This window comes from Bacillus cereus (assembly GCF_015071065.1).
Classification (GTDB): Bacteria; Bacillota; Bacilli; order Bacillales; family Bacillaceae_G; genus Bacillus_A; species Bacillus_A cereus_BA.
In genome coordinates this window covers 39,104-62,193 of sequence record NZ_VOVA01000012.1, presented here as the reverse complement: position 1 = coordinate 62,193, position 23,090 = coordinate 39,104, and the positions used below count along the sequence as shown (strand labels likewise).

Genomic DNA, 23,090 nt, shown 5'->3' with positions numbered 1-23,090 from the left:
ATTCGTTTTCATTAACGTTCATTTCCTCTTTTGAAATTGCCGGTAATTTTAGCTATAATAAGTTGTTTTTCGTTATTTGCTCGATTTATTTTTCTCGAAAATTTTTCAGCGTCATTTCCTTTTAAAATTATAATCTTTTTTATGCAATATTCAATTATAACTATGTTTTTGTTGCTCGATAATGAAACCTCAAATCATCTAAACGATTGTGTTTATCAGTATTTTTCAAATTAACACCTCCATTCTTGCCAATGTGTAACGAATGTTACATAAGAAATTGAAATTCAAGTTAGATGTATCCGATTGTAAGGTGGAAATTTTGCAAAAAAGAAATACAATAGAGAGTAGTCAAAATTTGAATGCGAGAAAAAGGAATCTAGTTTAATATGATGAATATTGGATAGATGATATAATTATAAAATGTTTAGAAATTAATAGATATAGAGTGGGAATAGAATGGAAAAGTATAAAGTGAAACTGGATAAAAGAGGGTCCCTATATGTTTAAGAAATGGCTAATTGTTTTCTTTATTTTTGCTATTTTTTGTGGGAGTGTCGCTGCTCTCATACATGCAAATAAAGATAAGAAATATAATTTGAAGGCATTTTCAGATTATAAGAATAAATTTAAAAATGATAAACCGAAAGTCGATGCGAATCAGCAAAAACGTTATGAGATAGCAGCAGCAAAACTAGATCAGTATTTAAAAGATAAAGGATTTAATGGAACGGTCCTTGTAGCTGATAAAAATAATGTGGTTTTACGAAAAGGATACGGATATGCGAATGTAAAAGATAAAATTTTTACAACGCCAAGAACAAAATATCGTATCGGTTCCATTACAAAAACAGTAGTTGCAATATCTATATTACAGCTAAGAGAAAAAGGGAAATTAAATATAGAAGATAATGTGAATAAATATATCCCGTCGTTTCCGGCAGATAAAAATATTACGTTGAGAAATTTGCTAACGCATACTTCGGGGTTACCTGAGCAAGGACAAGGTAGAGTTGAGGCAGCATCACGCTTAAAGTTAGTAACATGGATTGGATCTCAAAAGCTTGAATTTCCTGCAGGGACAGGGTGGAGATATACAGACTATAATTATATGGTGCTTGCATATATTGTAGAAAAGATATCGAATAAACCGCTCGCTGAATATGTGAATGAAAATATTTTTACTCCTGTTGGGATGCATGAATCTGGGATGGGTGCAACGTTGCCTGGGGATATGTTTTTAGCAGAAGGTTATACGAAAAAAAATAATGAGTTAGTAACAACGCCACGTTTAAAAATGAGTTGGTTATATGGTTGTGGTGAAATGTATACAACTGTTGATGATATGAAAAGGTTAGATGAGGCAATTGTGGATGGTAAATTACTTTCTAAACAAAGCTTATCAGATATGTTTACCGTATCACCCGCTAGAAAGTATGGATTTAGTTTCTATATTTACCCAGATTATAATCATAATCATGGGGTGTTAGCTGGTTGGAACACTTTTAATAATTTTAATGGGGATAAACGAACTTTTGTAATTCTTTTCTCAAACGTACAAAATGGAATGAACGATGCATTTAATCAAGAGTTTAGAAAAATGGCGAAAGATTTAATAGAAGGAAAATAATTATTTTAAAATCGGTATTGATATGTAATTATCAATACCGATTTTTTTATTTAATAATGTTTTATTTAGTGAAGAAGCAGGTATGAGAGGGGATTAATATTAGAATAAATTCATGAAGGAAGTCAAATGATATTAATGTTAAATATAGGGAATGTACTTTGTGAATGTCATCTATTTGTATTGAAATTATGTGATTATCATGCGGAAGAATAATTGGTAATTTTTACATTGATGAAAAAGCTTGAGCTTCACACTATGTGAAGCTTTACATTATTGGAGACATGAACAGGAGGTTGAAAAATGAAAAAAATAGTAAAGTTTTGTTTAATAGCTACATTATCTACAACGATTATTAGTGGGTGTTCTTTTGAAGGGGGTAATGAAAATGCAAAAGGGAAAGAGAGTGAAAAGGTAGAGGTACAGAAAAACGCTGGAAAATATACGATGCCGGATGAAAAAGATAAACATGAAGGTACATGGCTACAATGGCCACATGAATACACATATGGTCAAGAGTATAAGCAGGAAGTTGAACCTATTTGGATTAAGATGGCAAGCGCTTTAACAGAGGGTGAAAAAGTCCACATTGTTGCATACGATGAGGAGGAGAAAGAGCGCATCAATAAGCTTTTAATAGATAAAGGGCTAAATATGGAGAAAATTGATTTCTTTATCGCTCCTACTGATGATGTATGGGCAAGAGATAGTGGACCAATTTTTGTTTATGACAATAATAAAAATCTAAAAATATTAGATCCAGCATTTAATGGTTGGGGGAAGAAAACTCCTTATAAAAATGATGCCCGTGTACGTGAGAATGTTAGTAAACAATTAGGGATTGAAAGAATTGATTGGGGGAAATTCGTCCTTGAAGGTGGCGCAATTGAATTAGACAGCAATGGGACTGCTTTATTAACTCGAAGTGCAGTAACGAATAAAAATAGAAATCCTGATTTATCAGAAAAGGAAATTGAAAAATATATAAGTGACCTTGGAGTGACAAACTTTATTTGGTTAGACGGAGTGCCTAATTTAGATATTACGGATTTTCATATTGATGGATTTGCTAAATTCCATGATAAATCTACTATTGTAACGATGAAAGAAGATGACTTGGCTGAATGGGGCTTGTCAAACAAAGATATGGATAAATTGTTAGATGCAAAAAATGCTTCAGGAAAGAAATATAAATATGAATACTTACCGCTTAGTAAAGATAAAGTTACTTTAGAAAGTGGAAAAACTCTCGATTATAAGGGATCGTATATCAATTATTATATTGGGAATAAAGTTGTATTGGTGCCTAACTATAATGACCCTAATGACAAAATTGCAAACGATACGATTCAGAAGTTATATCCAAATCGCAAAGTAGTGGGAATTGACGTGAGAGAACTTTATAAAAATGGAGGAATGATTCATTGTGTTACACAGCAACAACCCATTAATTTGAAATAATTGATTGGAAGTTATTATTTTTTGGACAAAATAGGTAAAATTTTACCTTTACCTATTTTGTTATGTTTTATTGCCTGCAATAAGAGTAAGTGAAATTTAATTTCAATATAATGATAAACAAATTATGAGTGTAATGCCGCTTTCGTTTTATCATAAAAGGAGAAAAATTTTTGTGTTAAAGAATTTTAAAAAAGTTTTTTTGTTGTTCCCTATCGTTCTACAGTACATTTTAAATGTTGCTTTGATTTGCTTAGGGATTGTTCTAAGTGTGTTTCTGATGAAAGAAGTTATTCAATTTATACAAGAACTTAAATTAAATAGTGAGGAATCTAGTTATCATTTGATTGATAGTATCGTCGTATTCTTTTTATATTTTGAATTCATCGTAATGATTATAAAGTACTTTCAAATGAATTTTCATTTTCCATTACGTTATTTTATATATATAGGTATAACTGCTATCGTTCGTTTAATTATTATAGATCACGATAGTCCAATAGATTCATTGTTATATGCCTGTGCGATTTTTGTATTAATAAGCGCTTTATTCATTGCAAATTCTAGAATAATGCGTCGTGATTTAGAAGAGTGAATAATTGTTGTTTAAATCAAAAACGTGTTATATCTTTTGACCAAAAAGGAGTAAAGGTATTGAAAGAAATAATTTTAACCAGTTTCCTAATGATAGGGTTTATGATTCTACTATTTAATTGTATACTTTCATAATTTTTAAGATGAAAGAAAGCATAAAATAGTAGTCAAGAAAGAGGTTTTGGTAAATATGGTACATTACAATAATCAAAATAGTTTACATCAAATATTTACATTAAAGGGAACAGTTATAAGAGATATTTTCCCGCAGATTTTATTATATATATGCGTTTCAACGATAGTAACTGTAATTAATTATTATGTAGAAATAAAAATTAATCAAACTCCTTGGGTAATTGTTGGAGGGGCTTTAGGTCTACTGTTAGTTTTTCGTACTAACACTGCTTATGATAGGTATTGGGAAGGTAGAAAGTTATTTGGCACGATTGGTGCTTGTACTAGAAATTTGGCAGTTAGTTTTTTATGTTATTGGGAGTCCGAAGGGAAAAAGACGGATCAGGAAAAATTGAAATTTTTACATTTATTAATTGCTTTTCCAAAGATAGCGAAAGGACATTTGAGAGACGAAAAAGATTTATCCGAAATAAAAGCTTTGTTTGATATTTGTTCTGAGAAGGAAAAAGAAATGTTGACTGAGTCTATTCATTTACCGATTAGTATAGTTTTTATGTTAAAAACTATACTATCAAAAGGTTTGAAAACGGGTCAAATTCATCCAAATGCAATAATTAATATGGAAGCTGATTTGAATAATCTGCTTACGGCTGTGGGTGGATGTGATCGAATCAAAACAACGCCTATTCCTTTTGCATATTTTGCTCATATTAAAATTTTACTACTCATATTTTGCGGGACTTTATCGATTGGTCTTGTTGATAGTCTTGGATGGTTTACAGTACTTGCAACTACGTTTATAAGTTTTGCATTTATAGGGATTGAAGCAATAGGGGTTGAAATTGAGGATCCATTTGGTCAGGATCCAAACGATCTTCCACTAGAAGGAATTTGTATAGGGGTAGAAACACATTTAGTGAATTTATATAATCAAAACGCCCTATTAGAAGTAATGGATTTGAATCTTGATAAAAAAATCATCTAATCCTTCATTGTGTACGACGATTAAAATTAAAAAATCTTGTCAAGAGTCAGTTTACGGCTTAACGACGGCTTTATATTTTTTATATAAATATATAATATTTCTCCGTGCTATAATCCATTCATGAAATGTGCACGTTTCAAAAATTGTAATGAAAAGAGAAATGAATTGGGGAATAGTTGGCTGATTGAAATCAGTTATTTAATCATTATTAAAAAGCGAGGTAAATAATATGGAACAAAAACATAGTGGCATTATTTTTACTGCAATACCAGATGAATCGAATGAATATTATCAACCATTTTATGAAGACATTATTTACTTTAATGAATACTTAAATGAAAATAAAGCATTTACCGATCAACTTATATCTTTATCTGTTGAAGAGCAAGACTTTCATACAAACTTTTTTGAGTATGATGATATTTGGCTAAGAGATGTTGCGCCAGTTGTAACGAATCATCTTGTTAAATTTAAATATCGCCCAAATTATTTAGCAGATGATCAAGGACGATATTTAGATCAGCAATTCAATAAATGGTTGAAGAAAAATGACTTTGAGTATGTGAAGTCACCATTAATATTGGATGGTGGTAATCTTATTTGGAATAAAAAAGATACCGTTATATTAACAGAACGCATATTTGATGATAACGATGATTGGACAGAAGAGGAAATTATTGAGCAATTAGAGTGGGATTTAGATGTGAGTCGGGTTATTGTTATTCCTGCTGAAGAAGGAGATGTACTTGCACACGCAGACGGAATGGTTAAATTTATTGATGAACATACAATGTTTATTAGTGACTTTTTAGGGGATCATGAATTTAGATATAATGTTCAAGAGATTATTCAAGAGCAAATGCCAGAAGCTGAATTTATAGTTGTTCCTTCATCATATACAGAGAAAGGACAATATGATCAAGAAATAGCCTCGGCAAAAGGTTTATATATAAATATGTTAGAAACATGTGACGCCCTTTATGTTCCTAAGTTTGGATTAGCTAAAGATGGGGAGGTTTTACGATATATTCAACAGCATACGGAGAAACAAGTCATTCAAATTCATGTAGGAGAAATATCGACAATGGGAGGCGCAATGAATTGTTTAACGTGGTATTGTCCGAGTCATTTGTTGCCTTCAAAAATGAAAAGATTGAACAATCAGAGTGAAGGTTCTTCAATTAGAAAACTTTTTGATTGGTTTTAATAAATAAGCTTATAAGAAAATGTATTCAAGGGGTATTTATATGTATACAATTACTGAATTTTCGCGGATTTGTAAAATGAGTACACGGATGCTAAGGCATTATGACAAAGAGGAGATATTAAAACCAGCATATGTAAACCCGGTAAATGGATATAGATATTATGAACAAGGACAGCTAGAAATAGCATTGAAAATTAAAAAGCTGAGGGAGTACAAGTTTCCTTTACCGAAAATTAAAGTAATTCTCCAGTCAGCAGATCAAAATTCATTTATTAAACATATGCAAGCGCAAATTATAGAGTTGTCTCATGAGGTGAAACAAAATTTACAGGTTATTTCTGAAATGAATGAAATGGTAAGTATGAATAATGGTCTGAATATTGCTCGTCATAGAAGTTACGATATATTAATTGGAACGAGAAATGAAATAACGGTAATTGCTCAAAGATTACAAATAGATATAGATGATATGGATGATTATTTTTATGACTTATATGAAAATGTACAAAAAAATAGCTTTCAAATAGTCGGTTCTCCATCCGTAGTTTTTTATGATAAAGAGTATATTCCAAATCACAGTGATATTGAATTAAGAATTCCGGTTATGTATGAGGACAATAAAGGCGTATTACAAGAGTGCGAAATAAAAAAGCTAAATCAGCATCAAATCGTTACTACTATGCATTATGGCAGCTATGACTATATAGGTTATGCTTATATGGCATTAGAAGAGTGGGTGGAAAAGAATGGATATATAATAGATAGTCACCCATATGAAGTTTATATAAAGGGACCTGAATGTGATTGTTTGGTAGAGGAGTATGTAACACAAATTTGTTTTTTAGTTACGAAAATAGAATGAGAATAAGGATTGACATTAACATTATGTCAATCCTTATTCTATATATGTAAGCAATTTATCATAATAAAAAGGAGAAAGAATATGAAAAGAAAAATTTTACTTATTTGTCTGATTCTTAGTATGGTATGGATCTCAGCGTGTACTCCTGAAGTAGGAGAAGGTGGGAATGGTAGCTCTGTTCTACCTAATCAGTTGCCGAAGAATGTAGTATTTAAAAATGGTACAATCTATACTGCAAATGGAAAGCAAGACATCGTAGAGGCTGTAGCCGTTAAAGAAGGGAAAATTACATTTGTTGGTTCAAACAAGGATGTAGAGGGATTTATAAATGAAGATACGAAAGTGGTGGATTTGCAAGGACGTTTTATCCTCCCTGGTTTTGTGGACAATCATAATCATATATTTGAAGCGAAATCACCAGCAGCAGGGAATTGTAGTGTCTCACCAGATGCTTCCCTGCAAGGACAACGCTCGTATTTAAAAGCGTGTAAAAAAGATGTAAAGGAAGGGGAATGGATAAGCGGAACTGGATTTAGTTTAGAAGAGCTGTTAAAAGATATGGACGAAAAATCAGAACAACAAACTCCATTACAAGTTCTAAATGAGTTATTTCCTAATAATCCAGTATTAATTATGGAAAGAACCTCTCATTCTGTATGGGTTAATTCGAAAGCATTGGAGTTAGCTGGGATAAATAAAGATACGAAAGATCCGCAAGGCGGAAGAATCATTCGAGATCCTGAATCAGGAGAACCATTTGGTATTCTTTATGATACAGCTGGAGACATTGTGATGGAAAAAGCATGGAATTCTCAGCCGAACCTCTTTGAAAAAAACTATGAAGGTTTGTTGGACGGATTAGATGAGGTTGCGAAGAATGGTATTACTACAGTCGGTGATGGACGCCTCTATTGGAAGCGAGGCTGGTTAGATGTTTGGAATAAAGTTTATGATGAAAAAAAGCTAACAACGCGGGTAGTACTTCGTCCATGGGTATATCCGAATTTAAATGAAGCAGAACAAATGGAGTATTTCAAAAAAATTAAACGTGATGACTTGTCATCCCGAATGCTTATAAATCAAGTGAAAATGTATAGTGATGGAATTAGTATTAATAGTACAGCTAAAATATTAGAAAAATATAAGTTTGAGTGGTTTAAAGGAACTCCATATGGTTTGAACTATATTCCAGAAGAAAAAATGAAATGGTGGTTAACTGAACTTAATAAAATTGGTTACGGTGCACTTATTCACGCGATTGGAGACGGCGGGGTAAGAGAGAGTTTAAATGCAATTGAAGCGGCGAAAAAAGAAGGGGCGAATCAGCCTTATACGCTCACGCACGTGGAAATGGTAGAAGATAGTGATATAAATCGTTTTGCTAAATTAGGTATTAGCGCTGATTTTCAAGTAGGTCATGATTTTGCGGAAGATCCAAAACAAAGCTGGGCAAGTACGTATTTTTCAGATCAACAGATGAAACGAATTATGCCGTTAGGACGAATTTGGAAAACAGGAGCAAATGTATCACTTAGTAGTGATTGGGATGTAAATGAACTGAATCCACTTGTTACGATTTCGAATGCATTAAGCATTGATGACAAGGGTTTGTCTGATGTATACGCAGCTATTGATGCCTATACAATTAAACCAGCTAAAGCGCTAGGCCTTGATAACACTACAGGTTCGATTGAAGTAGGGAAATCAGCTGATATGGTATTACTAAATGAAGATATTACTAAAATGAGTGCCGATAAGATTCCGAATGCGAAAGTTTTAGTGACGGTTTTACAAGGAGAAGTAGTGTATCACAAGGAGAAATAAAGAGTCACCTTATAAAGTTGCTACAAGTAAATGAATATATTTCTGTTGACCTTAACACGATGTCAAAGTATAGACTGGACATATATTCATAGAAGGGGTGAACACGTATGAGAAATATAGAAAATAGTTTGTTTTATATGCCTGCTGAATGGGAAAAACATGAGGGGACATGGCTCCAATGGCCTCATGACAAAACTCATAGAGGTGAAAGTTACAGAGCTAAGTTGGATGATATTTGGGTAGCGATGGCAAAGGAGCTTCATTACGGAGAAAATGTGCATATTGTTGTATATGATGATGAAGAAAGAGCGCATGTCGAATCGAAGTTAATTGAAGCGAAAGTAAATATGGATAAAATTGATTTTTTAATTGAAGAAACTGATGATATTTGGATAAGAGATAATGGGCCTATTTTTGTGAAAAATCAAGAAGGAAATCTTTCGCTAACACATTGGATTTTTAATGGTTGGGGGAGCAAATATCCGTATAAAAAGGACGCCGTTATTCCAGATAAAATAAGTGAAGTATATAACATTCCAAAGGTAGAAGTCAGTGTTTGTTTAGAAGGTGGAGGAATAGAGATAAACGGAAACGGAACCTTAATGGCAGCAAAAACTTCTATCATAAATGAGAATCGAAACCCTACGCTGAGTCAGGAAGAAATTGAAATGGAGTTAACGAAGTATTTAGGAGTAACGAATTTTATATGGATAACTGGTATTCGCGGTGAGGATAATTATGATGAAGATACGGATTACCATATTGATGGTGCAGCACGTTTTGTAAATGAAAATACGATTCTTTATGAATATGATCCTTTTGGGGAAGGCGAAGCGTACCTTTTGGAGGCGTACGAAAAGCATTATCAAGAATTGCGACAAGCGAGAAATATAGATGGAAATCCATTTCAGCTCATCCCAGTACCGGTAACAAGAAAAGTGGTAAAAGAGGCAGACTGTAAAGGTTCGTATTTGAATTTTTATATTGGCAATGAAGTTGTATTGGTTCCTATATACGGTGATGAACATGATAAGTTAGGACTTCAAATCATTGAAGGGCAGTTTCCAGGAAGAAGAATTGTCGGTATATATGTTAACAAATTGTATGCCTACGGTGGTATGATTCACTGTGTGACGCAGCAACAATTGAAATAAACGAAATCTTTAATTTTTATATAGAAAAGCATGCAGAATGTACACTCTGCATGCTTTTTTTTATAATGTTGAAAATTCTTCAACAAGTTGAGTAAATCGATTCAGTGCACTTTCGATTGGTTCTGGCGTTGTTAAATCGACGCCGGCTTTTTTCAGTAGGTTTAGTGGATAATCGGAACTTCCGCCTTTAAGGAATTCGATATAGTTTTTCTGAGCATCCGGATCGCCGCTTAATAATTTATCGGCGATTTGGATTGCAGAGGCGAAGCCCGTTGCGTATTTGTAAACGTAAAATGGACGGTAGAAATGAGGAATTCTAGACCAGCCATATTTTACTTCTTCGTCAAATACGAGGGAGTCGCCATTATATTCTCTAAATAACTTTTCATAAATTTCACTAAAGACTTGGGCATTTAATGGTTTACCTTGCTCAGCCATTGAATGTGTGATTTTTTCAAACTCAGCAAACATGATTTGTGTAAAGAAAGTACCTTTAAAGCTATCGATAAAGTAGTTAATTAAATGATTACGCACGTTCGTTTCTTTTGCCTCTTTTAATAAATAGTGAATTAATAACACTTCATTTACTGTAGAAGCGACTTCTGCAACAAAGATAGTATAGTGTGCAGAAATTCTTGGTTGGTATCCGTGCGAGTAATGCGTATGCATACCGTGACCGCATTCATGAGTAAGAGTGAAAAGGCTATTTAAATCATCGTGATGATTTAAAAGAATGAAAGGATGAACACCGTATACACCAAAGTTATAAGCGCCAGAACGTTTTCCTGGTGTTTCTCTCACATCTATATAGCGTTTATCTTTAAAGCTTTTTAATGTTTCAATATATTCTTCACCTAAAGGAGCTAGTGATGCGATCATTATATCAAACGCTTCGTTGTATGGAATGTCTTGTTTTACACCTTTTACTAAATCAACACTCAAGTCGTATTGTCTTAGTTCATCTACATTTAATTTTTCTTTTCTAAGTTCATTATACGTATGTAATGATTGGATGTTTTTCTTCGTCGTATCGATTAAATTTTCATATACTTCTTTCGGAACAATGTCGCCAAATAATGATTTTTCTAAAGCAGATGGATATTTTCTTAGCTTTGAAACAGTAACATTATTTTTAATAGCTGCAGATAAAGTAGAAGCAATGGAGTTTTTTAACTGAACATATGGCTTGTAATAAGCTTTATAAGCTTCTTTACGTTTCTCACGATTCTCATCTTCTATTAACTTTGAATACATTCCACGTGTTAAGTTTACTTTTTCTCCATCATCAGTAGTCACTTCACCAAAAATTATATCTGCATTATTTAACATGCCGAATGTATGCTGCGGGGAGGAGAGTGCTTCACCCATTTGTGATAAAATTTCTTCTTGGTCTTTATTCAAAACGTGTTTTTTATAACGGTATAATTCGAATAAGTCTTCTTTATAATATTGTAAGCCTTCTGTTTCTTCTATGTAAGAATGTAATGTGTTTTCATCTACACTAAGCAAGAATGGGGAAAAGAAAGATTTAGCCGCACTTACTTTTACATGTAATTGTGATACTTTATCGACAAGAGCTTGGTTTGAAGTATCACGTGTATCAAGGTCAGATTGTAGTCTTGCATAAGCGAACATTATTGATAGTATGCTAGATATTTCGTCACTTTTTGTTAAGTAAGCTAGCAGACTCTTCCCATCATGAATATTTTCGTTAAACTTATTCAATTCATTCGTTAATACTTCAATTTTTCTATAATCACTTTCCCAATCTTCAATTGTATGGTAAATGTCCGTTAAATCCCATTTTTCTTTATCGAGTACTTGTAGTCGATCTTTATGTTCTGTCATAATCATTTCCTTTCTAAACATGTAGTTATATTTCTATATAACTATGAAATACAACAAATTGCAAAAAATCCCTGCTGGAAAATAAAAAGCCTTGCGGGAAATGACAAGGCTTTAGAAGTTATAATGTAATGCCGAACGTCGAATGTAAAAGGTTTTTATATTGCTCCTCAGTAAGTGATTCTTTAAGTTTCTTACCTTGCTTTGTTAAAGTGAGGCTATCTTTCGTTAAAGAAGCATGCCCATTAGGAGTTAGTTTTACGATTAAAGGAACTTTATTGAAAGGTGATTTCTCGTGCTCTACAATAATTTTTTGCGCTGCATTTGCCTTTGTTTCATCCACTTCTTCCAAGTAAAATGCATAACCTACTGTCCAATCATCAGTAGGAGATTGATCTAGAAACTCATTGCTTTTACGCATTTCTAAAATATAATTACCTTTTTCAGTCGCTTCTTTACGAATACGATAGTCGCCTGTTACAGAATGAACGATCTCACCTGAGAAAGGAACAGGAGTAAGAGGTAAGTATGATCCGAATCCAACTTCAATTAAATAAAGTTCATTATGATGTTTTAATACGGTTGCGATATGTCCGGAATCAACAGCCCATATAGAATGTGCAACGCTATAAACTGTCCCCGAAACTAAATGAACATCGAACCCCAAGTCTTTAAGGAAGTAATACATAGTAGGATTTAATTCATAGCAAAGACCGCCTCGGTTGTTTAGTAAAATTTTTTCTTTCAGATTTTCTTTTGATATTTCTTTAAAGTTCTTTTCAAGAATATTTAAGTTTTCAAATGGAACAGTTTGTGCCATTGCATACATAATGTGAGCTAAATCTTCAAATGAAACTGTTTCTATTTCTTCTATATGTAATCGTGCGAAAAATTGTTTTTGAAAGTCTGTCATATAAATCCCTCCGTTAAACGATTTATATATATTGTATATAATATTGAAAGGGAAAACATCTGCATATGTGCGTACGACTAAAGTATGACACCTTTACTTCTTGCAACACATATAGTATGATGATTTCAATAAATTAGATTTCAATGACTATAATATAAATTAATGAGAGGTGCTTTTTGTGAGTGCGGTAGGTTCTAAATAGGAAAAATTTAATGAAATAAATCGGATAAGACCAGGGGATTTTTATGTATATCATACCCCTAACTTTGTCATGGATTTATTTCGAACCCTATGAAGATACCTACAATACTTTATAAAGCGTGTAATATAAGGAGTGCCATATACTTTTTAGATGGTTTATTTCCTCATACGTTATTACACTTGCCTTGTAAATGTAAAAGCTGCGGTATCCCCGCAGCTTTTTTGTATATGTTTTTAATGTATAAAAATGGTAATTAAATAATGTAGAGCTCATTGGAATCTAATGAGTAGGTATCTTCATTGATGATAAAAATCAATCATAGTGAGGAGAAACAAAATGAATACGATGACTTTTGAAAAGTTACAATATAACGAATTAATGGAAATAGTGAAATCTTATTGTGTAAGTGGTTTAGGTAAGGAGTTATTAAATAAATTAGAGCCGAGTACGAGTGTAAAAGTAGTGAGAAATCGCTTAAATGAAACGACAGAAGCACGAGCTATAGTAGATGCAGAAGGGCATGTTCCTTTCTTCGGAATTTCTAATATTGCTAGTACAATTCAAAAATTAGAAAAAGGGATGATTTTAGACCCAGCAGAGTTAGTGAGCGTTTCAGACTTTTTACGTGGGTGTAGAAAGATTAAAAAGTTTATGCTGGATAAAGAATTTTTTGCGCCAGTATTAGCTTCCTATGCAAATTCAATGACTGAATTTAAAAGTATTGAAGAAGAAATTAATTTTTCGATTAAGGGAAATAGCATTGATGCAGCGGCTAGTAAAGAGTTGAAACGAATTCGAAATAACATTGATTCTGTAGATGGAAAAATAAAAGAACGTTTAACGAAGTTTTTAAATAGTAGTGCAAATAAGAAATATATTCAGGAATTCTTTATTAGTAAAAAGGATGATCGCTATACGATTCCAATCAAATCTACCTATAAAAATCAAGTTGCGGGAAGTATTGTTGAAGCTTCTGCTAAAGGTTCTACTGTATTTATAGAACCAAATACCGTTACAAAGTTAAATGCGGAACTCACAAGTTTGAAAGCAGAAGAAGCGATGGAAGAGTATCAAATTTTAGCGACATTATCAGGAATGGTGTTAGAAAACATTTATCATATAAAAATTAATATGGAATTGATTAGTCAATATGACATGGTATTTGCAAAAGCAAAGTTTAGTAAATCAATCGATGGCATAGAACCGAAGTTAAATGATCATGGCTACATTCATTTAGTGAATTGTAAGCATCCACTTTTAACAGGGCAAGTCGTACCGTTAAACTTTGAAATTGGTCAAGAGTACCGTAATTTAATTATTACAGGACCGAATGCGGGCGGGAAAACAATTGTGTTAAAAACAATCGGATTGTTAACATTAGCGACAATGTCAGGCCTTCATATCGCTGGAGATAAAGATACAGAAATCGCTATTTTCGAAAATGTGTTTGTAGATATTGGTGATAATCAAAGTATCGAAAATGCACTAAGTACATTTTCATCTCATATGAAAAATCTTTCCGAAATCATGAGGTTATCAAATAATAATACGCTTCTATTATTTGATGAAATAGGAAGCGGTACAGAACCGAATGAAGGTGCGGCACTTGCGATATCTATTTTAGAAGAGTTGTATCTTGCGGGATGTATTACAATTGCGAGTACGCATTACGGTGAAATTAAACGATTTTCAGAAATGCATGGTGATTTTATGAACGCGGCAATGCAATTTAATAGTGAGACATTGGAGCCGCTTTATAAATTAATGATCGGTAAATCTGGTGAAAGTAATGCACTTTGGATTGCTAATAAGATGAATGTAAAAGAACATGTACTGAAAAGAGCGAAAGAGTATATGGAGAATAAAGAATACGCTTTAGAAAAAGTGAATGAAAGTAAAATTAGAAAACCGAAATTCGTGCAAGAAAAAAGAGAAAATGACTATGAATATAAAATTGGAGACCGTGTGAATTTATTGGATCATGATGATTTTGGTATCATCTATAAGGAAAAAGATAATTTCTATAATGTCGTTGTATATTATAACGGCGAATTCAATGAAGTGAATGTAAAACGTATTACTTTAGAGGTAGCGGCGAAGGAATTATACCCAGAAGGATATGATTTAAATACACTATTTGTCGATTATAAAGAAAGAAAAATGCAACACGATATTGAGCGAGGATCGAAAAAAGCGCTTCGTAAAATTGAAAAAGAAATTAGAAAGAATAGAGGATAATATAGAATGGTAACGATTAGACAAGAACAACAAAATGATTATAGTAAGACTGAAGAAGTTGTAAAAGAAGCGTTTTTAAATGAAGAATTCAGTGATAAAACAGAACATGAACTTGTGAGTCGCATTAGAAAATGTGATGCATTTATTCCGGAACTATCAATAGTTGCGGTAGATGAAGAAATAGTTGGCCACATTATGCTATCAAAAATCATAATAGAACAAGACGGGACTTCTGTAGATTCATTAGCACTTGCACCGGTTTCGGTTGCTCCAAGCCATCAGAAGAAAGGGATTGGCGGAAAGCTTATCTCATTGGCTTTAGAAAAAGCGAAAGAACTTGGATATGGATCAGTTGTAGTGTTAGGGCACCCAGAGTACTATCCGAAATTTGGTTTTAAGAAAGCAAGCGAGTGGAATATAAAAGCACCATTTGAAGTGCCAGATGAAGTGTTTATGGCGATGGAATTAAGAGAGAATTCTCTTCAAGGCGTAGAAGGAATTGTACAATATTCGAGTGCTTTTGCTGAATAAAAGTACCGATTAAGAAGTGTAATCATAAAAAATGCTATCTTTTTGTAGGGATGTACAGAAAGATAGCGTTTTTTTTATTAAGCAAATCTACTTACGTATATTTTGCTCAATGAATAATTGAGATGGTAATATTGATACAGAAATGTAAAGGGAGAGAATATGATGAAGAAGCGAGAAACAGATAGCGATGAGAATGTAGTTACGTTATATGTTACGAGACACGGTAAAACGATGTTGAATGCAAGTAAACGCGTACAAGGTTGGGCGGATTCTCCGTTAGTAGAAAAAGGTGTTGAAGTTGCCGGGAATTTAGGAACTGGATTAAAAGATATTCATTTTACTAGTGTATATAGTAGTGATAGCGGCCGAGCGATTGAAACTGCTAATTTAGTATTAAAATATAGTGAGCAATCAAAGTTAAAGGTTGAGAAAAGAAAAGACTTACGTGAATTGAATTTTGGCACTTTTGAAGGTGAAAAAGTTGAAAATATGTGGGATGCTATCGGAAAAGCGGCGGGTGTTACATCAGCAGAAGAACTAATGAAGTTTTCTATTGAAGAAATTATTAACCTCATTAGAGCGGCAGATCCTACAAAACAGGCAGAAGATTGGGAAGTGTTTTCTACTCGTATAAAAAAAGAGATTCATAAAATTAGTGAAGAAGCTGCTCAAAATGGAGGAGGCAACGTTTTAGTTGTAGTTCATGGACTTATGATTACTGCATTAATAGAAATGTTAGATCGTAGTAAAACAAAACTCGGAGTGCAAAATGCCAGTGTAACAAAAATTCTATATCAAGATGGGAAATATACAGTCGAATCGGTTGGAGATATGAGTTATGTTGAAAAAGGAAAAGAAAGTGTGGAGATATAATAATATCTCAAATAGAAATAAGAAAAGGAAGCTAGCGAAATCTAGCTTCCTTTTTAGTTAGTTGAATCATGGAATTAATAAAATCTTCCCAGTACTTTTACGGCTCTCTAATAATTCATGTGCAAGAGCACCATCTTGTAAAGAGAATGTAGTAGGACTCGCAATGTTTAATTTTCCAGTAGTGATCCAATCAAATAATTGAGTAGAGCGTTGTTTGCGTTCTTCATACGTAGTAAGAACGTTCCAAAGGTCTCCGCCAGTTAAAGTTTTTGAAGTATCCATAAGCATACGCGGATCAACGGGCGCAGGATTACCACCAGCCATTCCGTAGAATACGACAGTACCACCAGTTTTAGTAGCATTAAAACTTTCCGCGAGTGTAGAACCTACTGATTCATACACAACATTTACGCCAGTACCATTTGTTATTTCAAGTACTTTCGTATGCCATGATTCAGTATATAAAAATACGTGATCAGCACCAGCGAATGCGGCTACTTTTGCTTTTTCATTTGATGACGTTAGGCCGATTACTTTTCCGCCTTGTAGTTTAATCATTTGAATAAGAAGTTGACCAACACCACCAGCTGCGGCATGAACTAAAGCTATATCACCTTGTTTTATTTGATAGCTATCTTTCGTTAAATAATGTGCTGTTAGACCTTGCAATAATACAGAAGCGGCAGTTTCAAAAGAAATAGAATCTGGAAGCGGGATTGCTTTTTCTGATGGAACGGCAACTAATTCTGCATTTGCGAATGGAACATCAGCAAATGCAATGCGGTCTCCAGGGATAATAGTAGTAACGTTAGCTCCTACTTTTTCAACAATACCAGCCCCTTCATAACCTAATATATAAGGCGGGTTACCAGCGAGATGATAATCGCCGCGGCGTCTATAAATATCAGCAAAGTTTAAACCGATTGCTTTCGTGCGTACAAGAATCTCATTTGAATTTATGATTGGATCAGGTATTTCTTTATATTGTAGTACATCAGCGTTTCCGAATGTTTCGAAACAAAGTGCTTTCATATGGAATACCTCCATTTATATTGTTTGTAGATGTTCTTTATCATACAATATAACTATCAATAGAAAAAGAAGATTATTTCGATGGAATCAATCGGAAATACCGATTGAAAAGAGGGATGATAAATGGAGATAAAACAATTAATTACATTTAAAGTAGCGGCAGAGACTTTGAACTTTACACAAACTGCGAAGAAATTAAACTTTGCACAATCGAGCGTAACAGCGCAAATTAAAACGTTAGAGGCTGAGCTCGGTACGCCGTTATTTGAGAGATTAGGAAAACGCCTTTTCTTAACTGAAGCAGGAAAGAAGTTTCAACTATATGCCGATAAGATGATTGCGCTTAGTAATGAAGCGAAAATGGATGTGAAAGATGATGAGGAAATAGCAGGTACGTTAATAATCGGCGCACAAGAAAGTCAATGTACATACAGGCTTCCTTCTATATTAAAGAGGTTTAAAGCACAATTTCCCCAAATAAAGCTTATATTTAAACCTGCGCATTCCAATAAAGATGCGAAGGAACAATTGATGGAGGGGAAAGTAGATCTTGCATTTATTTTGGACGAATGTAAAACAGAAGATGTTTTGCATGTGGAACCACTTATGAAAGAAGAATTAAAAGTAGTAGCAGCTCCGGGGCATCGTTTACTTGAACAACCGTCCGTTTCTACAAAAGATTTAGAGAGTGAAACACTTTTACTAACAGAACTCGGTTGCTCGTATCGGACTTTATTTGAAGAGTTATTTCGTGCGGAAGATGTATATCCGGCAAATAAAATTGAGTTTGTTAGTGTCGAGGCAATTAAACAATGTGTCATAGCCGATTTGGGTATAGCCGTTTTACCGGCAATAGTAGTAGAAAAAGATATACGAGAGGGGACGATAAAAGAGTTGCATTTAGAAAATACAATCGATCCAATTTATACACAAATTGCTTGGCATAAAGACAAATGGATGACAGCGCCGTTACAACAGTTTATTGATGTAACGAGGGAGTCTTTTAATTAACAGGTGTTATAGGTGACAAGTAATATAATAAACGATTAACTTATTTACGGAAAGCAAGAGCATGTTTTGAAAAAGATTAATCAAAACGTGCTCTTTCACTATTTGCGGACAGTAAGACTCCTACCTCAAAATTCGGCTGGAGCAAAGAAGTTAGGTGGAAGCCTTATTGCCCATAAACGCCTGATTGATGAAGGCTAATAATCAGTGGGGGATGAACAAAACCCCCACTGACTAAAGTTTCACTTTATTAAGTTCAGTTGTAGTAATTAACTAAGGTCTGTGTCAGGAGGAGTATATCCGAGGTGACGAGCCATCGATACAATCTGTCCCTTATGATGAAATTCATGTGTCTCCGTATGAGTTAAAAGCCATAGCGGAGTTGTGCTCCAAGGTTCTTTTTGCCATTTCACTTCATTTGCTATATTTTCGAGCCACCGGTCATTGTATTCATCTAAAAAACGTTGGACAACTTCATCTACTAACTTAAATCTAGCACGAACTTTTTCGACATCTGCATGTTCAATTTCATAATCGCTAGCAAATGAAAAATCTGCTCGTTTTTGCCTAAATCCGAATGATCCAAGCCAGTATCGATAGCAATCGGCTACATGAATATGGGTCTTTATAATGCTGCCGCTTCCGAAGTTTGGAACTGTACTATGCAATTTTTTTAGTGGAATTTCTTCCAAAAACGTAAATAGAGTTTCTCTTGTAGAGCTAATAAGGCGGTATTGCTCTTTTAGAACATTTAACATGTAATTTCACTCCTCTTTTGTTCACCCAAATATTCGTTATGTGAAGTAAACAAAGAGTAATTCTACATCCATGAGGGTTAGACCTTTTTCTCTTTTAATATTGTATTGCTGAAATTCGTTAAGCATATTAGATGTATTTCTTAATTGTTTCTGGTAGATTAAAATAAACTGTATATAAGAAAGGAAATGATAAAATGAATAGACTAGTTGGTTTAAAACAATTTGAAATAACGCGTGGAGCGCTACTTAAATTTATGGAAACTTTAGATGACAAAACTGCGGATAAGCAGCCGGATGGCTTTAATAACACAATCCGCTGGCATATCGGTCACGTGTTAAGTGCAGCAGAAACTTTCATGTTTGGAAGAGAGTTTAAACACTTACCAACTGAATATCCAGGTATGTTTGGATATGGATCAAGACCATCTAAATGGGAAACAGAAGGACCATCATTAGAAGTATTAAAGTCTCAGTTACAAGAACAAGCAAAGCGCATTAATGAAATTCCAGCAGAAGCATTTGAAAATAAACTTCCAGAGCCATTTTTAGGATTGGAAACGGTAGGGGAGCTTTACGGTATGATGCTTTATCATGAAGCAGATCATATTGGGCAAATGAAGGCGATGGAACGTATTATTAAATCGCTATAGATTTAAAAAAGCTAAAAAACGAAATCCTAGATGGATTTCGTTTTTTTATTGAGCAAATAGAGAAGATGAATTGATTCTAATTTTTCAAACGTAATCAGTATTATCTTTTCGACCCCTTCAAATGTTTGAGCTGTGTAACAATCATAATGCTAATGACAACGAGTAAAAACCATGAGCTAATTTTGCTAAGGTGAACGAGGTTCCATGCTTCCTGTTGATTTGGATATTGCCATGCTCCGAAAAATGTTGCGATGTTTTCCGCAATCCAAATAAAGAATCCGATAAGGAAAAATGAGAGTACGAGTGGCATTTTATATGTAACTCCTTGTAATGAAAATTCCACAAATGTGCGAAAGAAAACAATAAATAAAAGTAAAGTTAATGCCCATCTAAAGTCATATAGAAAATGGTGTGTGAAAAAGTTGAAGTAAATCATTGCTCCTAACGGCACAGTAAAAATAGCTCTTGGCCAATGATACATTTGTAAATGCAATCTTCTCCACGCTTGGCATATGTAACTTGCAACACTTGCATACATAAAACCGCTGTAAAGCGGAACTCCGAAAACTTTTGAATACGCCTCTTCAGGATAACTCCATGATCCAAAGTGCACTTTATATATTTCTAGTAGAAGTCCGATAAGGTGAAAAACGGTAATTACTTTTAGTTCGTCTTTTGTTTCAAGTCCGGTTTTATACATTATATATTGCATAAGAAGACATACGATGAGTATGAAATCATAGCGATATAACCCCGGGATAGAAATGATTTTTGAAAGGGCAAGTGTTAAAAAAATAACGACTGGGAATAAGCAAGATAATGCTTGCTCGTAAGTGAAATGTAGTAGTTGTTTTATATAGAACATTGTGTCACCTTCGATACATTTATTAGAAAAATCAAAATAATGACTAAGTATACTACAATTTTAAAAATAAAACAGTAGTCTATTTTGCATGTATTTGTAAGTTTTAGAAGGGAATTGTAATAAGTGTTTTAATATTTTAACAAAGTGAAAAAATAGTTTGCTATTTAAAAAAGGTGGGGATATAATATCTAAATGAAAATGATAATTATTATCAATAATGATTATAAATAAAAAATAATTATAAAAAACAACTGAATATAAAGGATGAAATGAAACATGTTACATAAGTCCACTGTACATGCTGGCAATAATCGCCGGATACATATTAAGTTCATATGTTTCATGAGCTTAACAATTATATGTTTAATTGGAGCTATATTTTTAGCCGTTGCATTTGGTGCAAAGGATATCCATTTGCAAACTGTGTGGGCAGCGGTTTTTGATTATAATCCGAAATTAACACAGCATCAAATTATTTATGAATTAAGGCTCCCAAGGGTAATTGGAGCAGCAGTTGTAGGCGCTGCTTTTGCAGTCGCTGGGGCTGTGATGCAAGGGGTAACCCGAAATCCTTTAGCTGATGCAGGTGTGCTCGGAATAAATGCGGGTGCGATGTTTGTAGTAGCACTTAGTTTTGCTTTTTTCCCGCATATGCCGTATTCCTACTTAATGATTGTTTCCTTTATTGGAGCAGTTTTAAGTACCGTACTCATTTTTATTATCGGATCGGCAACATCAAGCGGGTTAACACCGATGAGGTTAACGATTGCAGGAGCAGTTATGGCAGCGCTTTTACATTCGTTAAGTTCAGGTGTTGCAATTTATTATGATTTAAGCCAAGATTTAGCGTTTTGGTATGCTGGTGGTGTTGCGGGGGTTAAGTGGGAACACTTGAAATTTTTAGTGCCTATTATTCTCATAACGATTGTTTTTGCGACAGTGCTAGGGCGATCTATTTCCCTCATATCAATGGGAGATGATGTTGCTACGAATTTAGGCGTAAAAACGAACCGTACAAGAATACTTGGGATGATTATAGTAGTCATTCTTGCAGGCGTGTCTGTTTCAGCTGTTGGTTCCATTGGATTTGTAGGACTTGTCATTCCGCACATCGCTAGAAAATTAGTAGGTGTTAATTATCGACTTATTATTCCTATGTCAGCATTATTAGGAGCTATGTTATTAGTGTTAGCTGATTTAGGGGCAAGAACAGTAAATCCTCCTAAAGAACTTGCGATAGGAATTATGGTAGCTCTTGTTGGAGTTCCATTCTTCCTTTATATAGCACGTAAAGTTGGGAGGGAGTTATAGGTGAAGGATCTTTTTAACACGGATAAAAAGAGAGCTATTACTGTAACTACAATATTCGGTTGTATGAGTATTGCTGTAATTTTAATTAGTTTAAATACAGGTACGCTGAGCATCGCACCGCTCAAAGTAATTCAAACGCTTTTTGGTTATGGTGATTTTGAGAGTGCAACCGTGCTATACGATTATCGTATGCCAAGAATTATCATCACAATGTTAGCAGGTATCGGCCTTGGAGTTTCCGGTGCGATTTTGCAAGGGCTATCTCGTAATGCACTCGCAGATCCCGGTATTCTCGGACTACATTCGGGTGCATCTTTCGGGCTTATTGTATTTGTTACTCTCTTTCATTCTATTAACGAGAGTGCATCGATTTTAATACCGTTATTTACATTTGGCGGAGGGGTGTTAGCTGCATTTCTTATTGTTTTGCTTGCGAGTGATCGGTCAAAAGGTTTACTTCCCATTAGACTTATTCTTGTTGGTATTGCAGTTTCAGCTGGTTTTAGTGCGCTTTCGTTATTTTTCTCGCTCAAGTTAAATGATGAGACGTATACATTCGCTTCTAGATGGTTAGTTGGTAACGTGTGGGGAAGAGATTGGATTCATGTCCTAGCATTATTACCTTGGATTTTGATACTAACTCCGTATGCATGGCTGAAATCTAAAACGTTAAATGCACTGTCACTAGGTGATAGTGTAGCAGCAGGACTTGGTGTATCTGTTCAAAAAGAAAGGTTACTGCTTTTAGCTACAGCGGTAGGATTGTCTTGTGCAAGTGTATCAATGGCAGGGGGAATTGGCTTTATCGGCTTAGTTGCTCCGCATATTGCAAGGAAGTTAGTAGGTAGTACATATCAGCACTTCCTTCCGTTAGCTGGCATTATTGGAATGATTATTTTAGTACTCGCAGATACGATAGGTCGTTCTGTATTCGAGCCAAACTCTATTCCAGCTGGTGTAGTAGTAGCGGCTTTAGGAGCGCCGTATTTTCTTTATTTACTTACAAAAACAAAATAAATAC

Annotated in this window: 20 protein-coding genes and 1 pseudogene; 15 read left to right on the top strand and 6 right to left on the bottom strand. The window is 34.0% G+C overall.

The features are described 5' to 3' along the window. Positions 1–11: 11 nt before the first annotated feature. Positions 12–229, bottom strand: a pseudogene (locus FT637_RS22090) (hypothetical protein). A 270-nt stretch (positions 230–499) separates the two neighbouring features. Here FT637_RS22090 and FT637_RS22085 point away from each other — a divergent pair. The 8 genes from FT637_RS22085 (at position 500) to FT637_RS22050 (ending at position 9,843) form a co-directional block, all read left to right on the top strand. Continuing rightward, positions 500–1,627, top strand: coding sequence for a serine hydrolase domain-containing protein (locus FT637_RS22085; RefSeq protein ID WP_193648126.1), 1,128 nt, complete (start codon positions 500–502; stop codon positions 1,625–1,627). A gap of 300 nt (positions 1,628–1,927) precedes the next feature. Beyond that, positions 1,928–3,085: an agmatine/peptidylarginine deiminase gene (locus FT637_RS22080; protein WP_193648125.1), complete on the top strand. Its 1,158-nt coding sequence runs from the start codon at positions 1,928–1,930 to the stop codon at positions 3,083–3,085. Between the two features lie 172 nt (positions 3,086–3,257). Then, positions 3,258–3,677: a phosphate-starvation-inducible protein PsiE gene (gene psiE / locus FT637_RS22075; RefSeq protein ID WP_193648124.1), complete on the top strand. Its 420-nt coding sequence runs from the start codon at positions 3,258–3,260 to the stop codon at positions 3,675–3,677. A 189-nt stretch (positions 3,678–3,866) separates the two neighbouring features. After that, complete coding sequence (locus FT637_RS22070; RefSeq protein ID WP_193648173.1) at positions 3,867–4,796, top strand: bestrophin family protein; 930 nt, start codon at positions 3,867–3,869, stop codon at positions 4,794–4,796. Positions 4,797–5,025: 229 nt separating this feature from the next. Then, entirely contained in the window at positions 5,026–6,003 is a 978-nt protein-coding gene (locus tag FT637_RS22065; RefSeq protein WP_193648123.1) for an agmatine deiminase family protein, read from the top strand. A gap of 40 nt (positions 6,004–6,043) precedes the next feature. Continuing rightward, positions 6,044–6,865, top strand: a complete 822-nt coding sequence (locus FT637_RS22060; protein WP_193648122.1) for a MerR family transcriptional regulator — start codon at positions 6,044–6,046, stop codon at positions 6,863–6,865. Positions 6,866–6,946: 81 nt separating this feature from the next. Continuing rightward, on the top strand, positions 6,947–8,689 hold the full coding sequence (locus tag FT637_RS22055; protein WP_193648121.1) for an amidohydrolase: 1,743 nt from the start codon (positions 6,947–6,949) through the stop codon (positions 8,687–8,689). A 107-nt stretch (positions 8,690–8,796) separates the two neighbouring features. Continuing rightward, positions 8,797–9,843, top strand: coding sequence for an agmatine/peptidylarginine deiminase (locus FT637_RS22050; protein ID WP_193648120.1), 1,047 nt, complete (start codon positions 8,797–8,799; stop codon positions 9,841–9,843). Positions 9,844–9,903: 60 nt separating this feature from the next. Here FT637_RS22050 and pepF read toward each other — a convergent pair whose 3' ends face one another. After that, the gene (pepF, locus tag FT637_RS22045) at positions 9,904–11,691 is read right to left on the bottom strand and encodes an oligoendopeptidase F (protein ID WP_193648119.1); all 1,788 of its coding nucleotides are present in this window, start codon (positions 11,689–11,691) and stop codon (positions 9,904–9,906) included. A gap of 118 nt (positions 11,692–11,809) precedes the next feature. Next, positions 11,810–12,601 (bottom strand): arylamine N-acetyltransferase family protein, encoded by a 792-nt coding sequence (locus tag FT637_RS22040; protein ID WP_193648118.1) that lies wholly within the window; start codon positions 12,599–12,601, stop codon positions 11,810–11,812. 538 nt (positions 12,602–13,139) lie between these two features. Between FT637_RS22040 and FT637_RS22035 the strand changes: the two genes are divergently transcribed. The 3 genes from FT637_RS22035 to FT637_RS22025 all read left to right on the top strand — a co-directional run bounded on the left by FT637_RS22035 (position 13,140) and on the right by FT637_RS22025 (position 16,445). Then, positions 13,140–15,041: an endonuclease MutS2 gene (locus FT637_RS22035; RefSeq protein WP_193648117.1), complete on the top strand. Its 1,902-nt coding sequence runs from the start codon at positions 13,140–13,142 to the stop codon at positions 15,039–15,041. A 6-nt stretch (positions 15,042–15,047) separates the two neighbouring features. Then, positions 15,048–15,572, top strand: a complete 525-nt coding sequence (locus tag FT637_RS22030; protein ID WP_193648116.1) for a GNAT family N-acetyltransferase — start codon at positions 15,048–15,050, stop codon at positions 15,570–15,572. 162 nt (positions 15,573–15,734) lie between these two features. After that, entirely contained in the window at positions 15,735–16,445 is a 711-nt protein-coding gene (locus FT637_RS22025; RefSeq protein WP_193648115.1) for a histidine phosphatase family protein, read from the top strand. Between the two features lie 66 nt (positions 16,446–16,511). Here the strand turns inward: FT637_RS22025 and FT637_RS22020 are convergent, their stop codons facing one another. Continuing rightward, the gene (locus tag FT637_RS22020) at positions 16,512–17,477 is read right to left on the bottom strand and encodes a quinone oxidoreductase family protein (protein WP_193648114.1); all 966 of its coding nucleotides are present in this window, start codon (positions 17,475–17,477) and stop codon (positions 16,512–16,514) included. A gap of 123 nt (positions 17,478–17,600) precedes the next feature. On the opposite strand from FT637_RS22020, the gene FT637_RS22015 reads away from it, so the two are divergent. Next, the gene (locus tag FT637_RS22015; protein ID WP_193648113.1) at positions 17,601–18,488 is read left to right on the top strand and encodes a LysR family transcriptional regulator; all 888 of its coding nucleotides are present in this window, start codon (positions 17,601–17,603) and stop codon (positions 18,486–18,488) included. A gap of 266 nt (positions 18,489–18,754) precedes the next feature. Here the strand turns inward: FT637_RS22015 and FT637_RS22010 are convergent, their stop codons facing one another. Continuing rightward, positions 18,755–19,243: a DinB family protein gene (locus FT637_RS22010; protein ID WP_193648112.1), complete on the bottom strand. Its 489-nt coding sequence runs from the start codon at positions 19,241–19,243 to the stop codon at positions 18,755–18,757. A gap of 194 nt (positions 19,244–19,437) precedes the next feature. Here FT637_RS22010 and FT637_RS22005 point away from each other — a divergent pair, with 194 nt between their 5' ends. Next, a complete protein-coding gene (locus tag FT637_RS22005) occupies positions 19,438–19,893 on the top strand; it encodes a DinB family protein (RefSeq protein WP_193648111.1) in 456 nt (151 codons plus the stop codon). Positions 19,894–19,993: 100 nt separating this feature from the next. Here the strand turns inward: FT637_RS22005 and FT637_RS22000 are convergent, their stop codons facing one another. Then, the gene (locus FT637_RS22000; RefSeq protein ID WP_193648110.1) at positions 19,994–20,758 is read right to left on the bottom strand and encodes a DUF817 domain-containing protein; all 765 of its coding nucleotides are present in this window, start codon (positions 20,756–20,758) and stop codon (positions 19,994–19,996) included. Positions 20,759–21,034: 276 nt separating this feature from the next. Here FT637_RS22000 and FT637_RS21995 point away from each other — a divergent pair, with 276 nt between their 5' ends. Further along, complete coding sequence (locus FT637_RS21995) at positions 21,035–22,069, top strand: FecCD family ABC transporter permease (RefSeq protein ID WP_193648109.1); 1,035 nt, start codon at positions 21,035–21,037, stop codon at positions 22,067–22,069. Further along, positions 22,070–23,086: a FecCD family ABC transporter permease gene (locus FT637_RS21990; RefSeq protein ID WP_193648108.1), complete on the top strand. Its 1,017-nt coding sequence runs from the start codon at positions 22,070–22,072 to the stop codon at positions 23,084–23,086. The last annotated feature ends 4 nt before the right edge of the window (positions 23,087–23,090 follow it).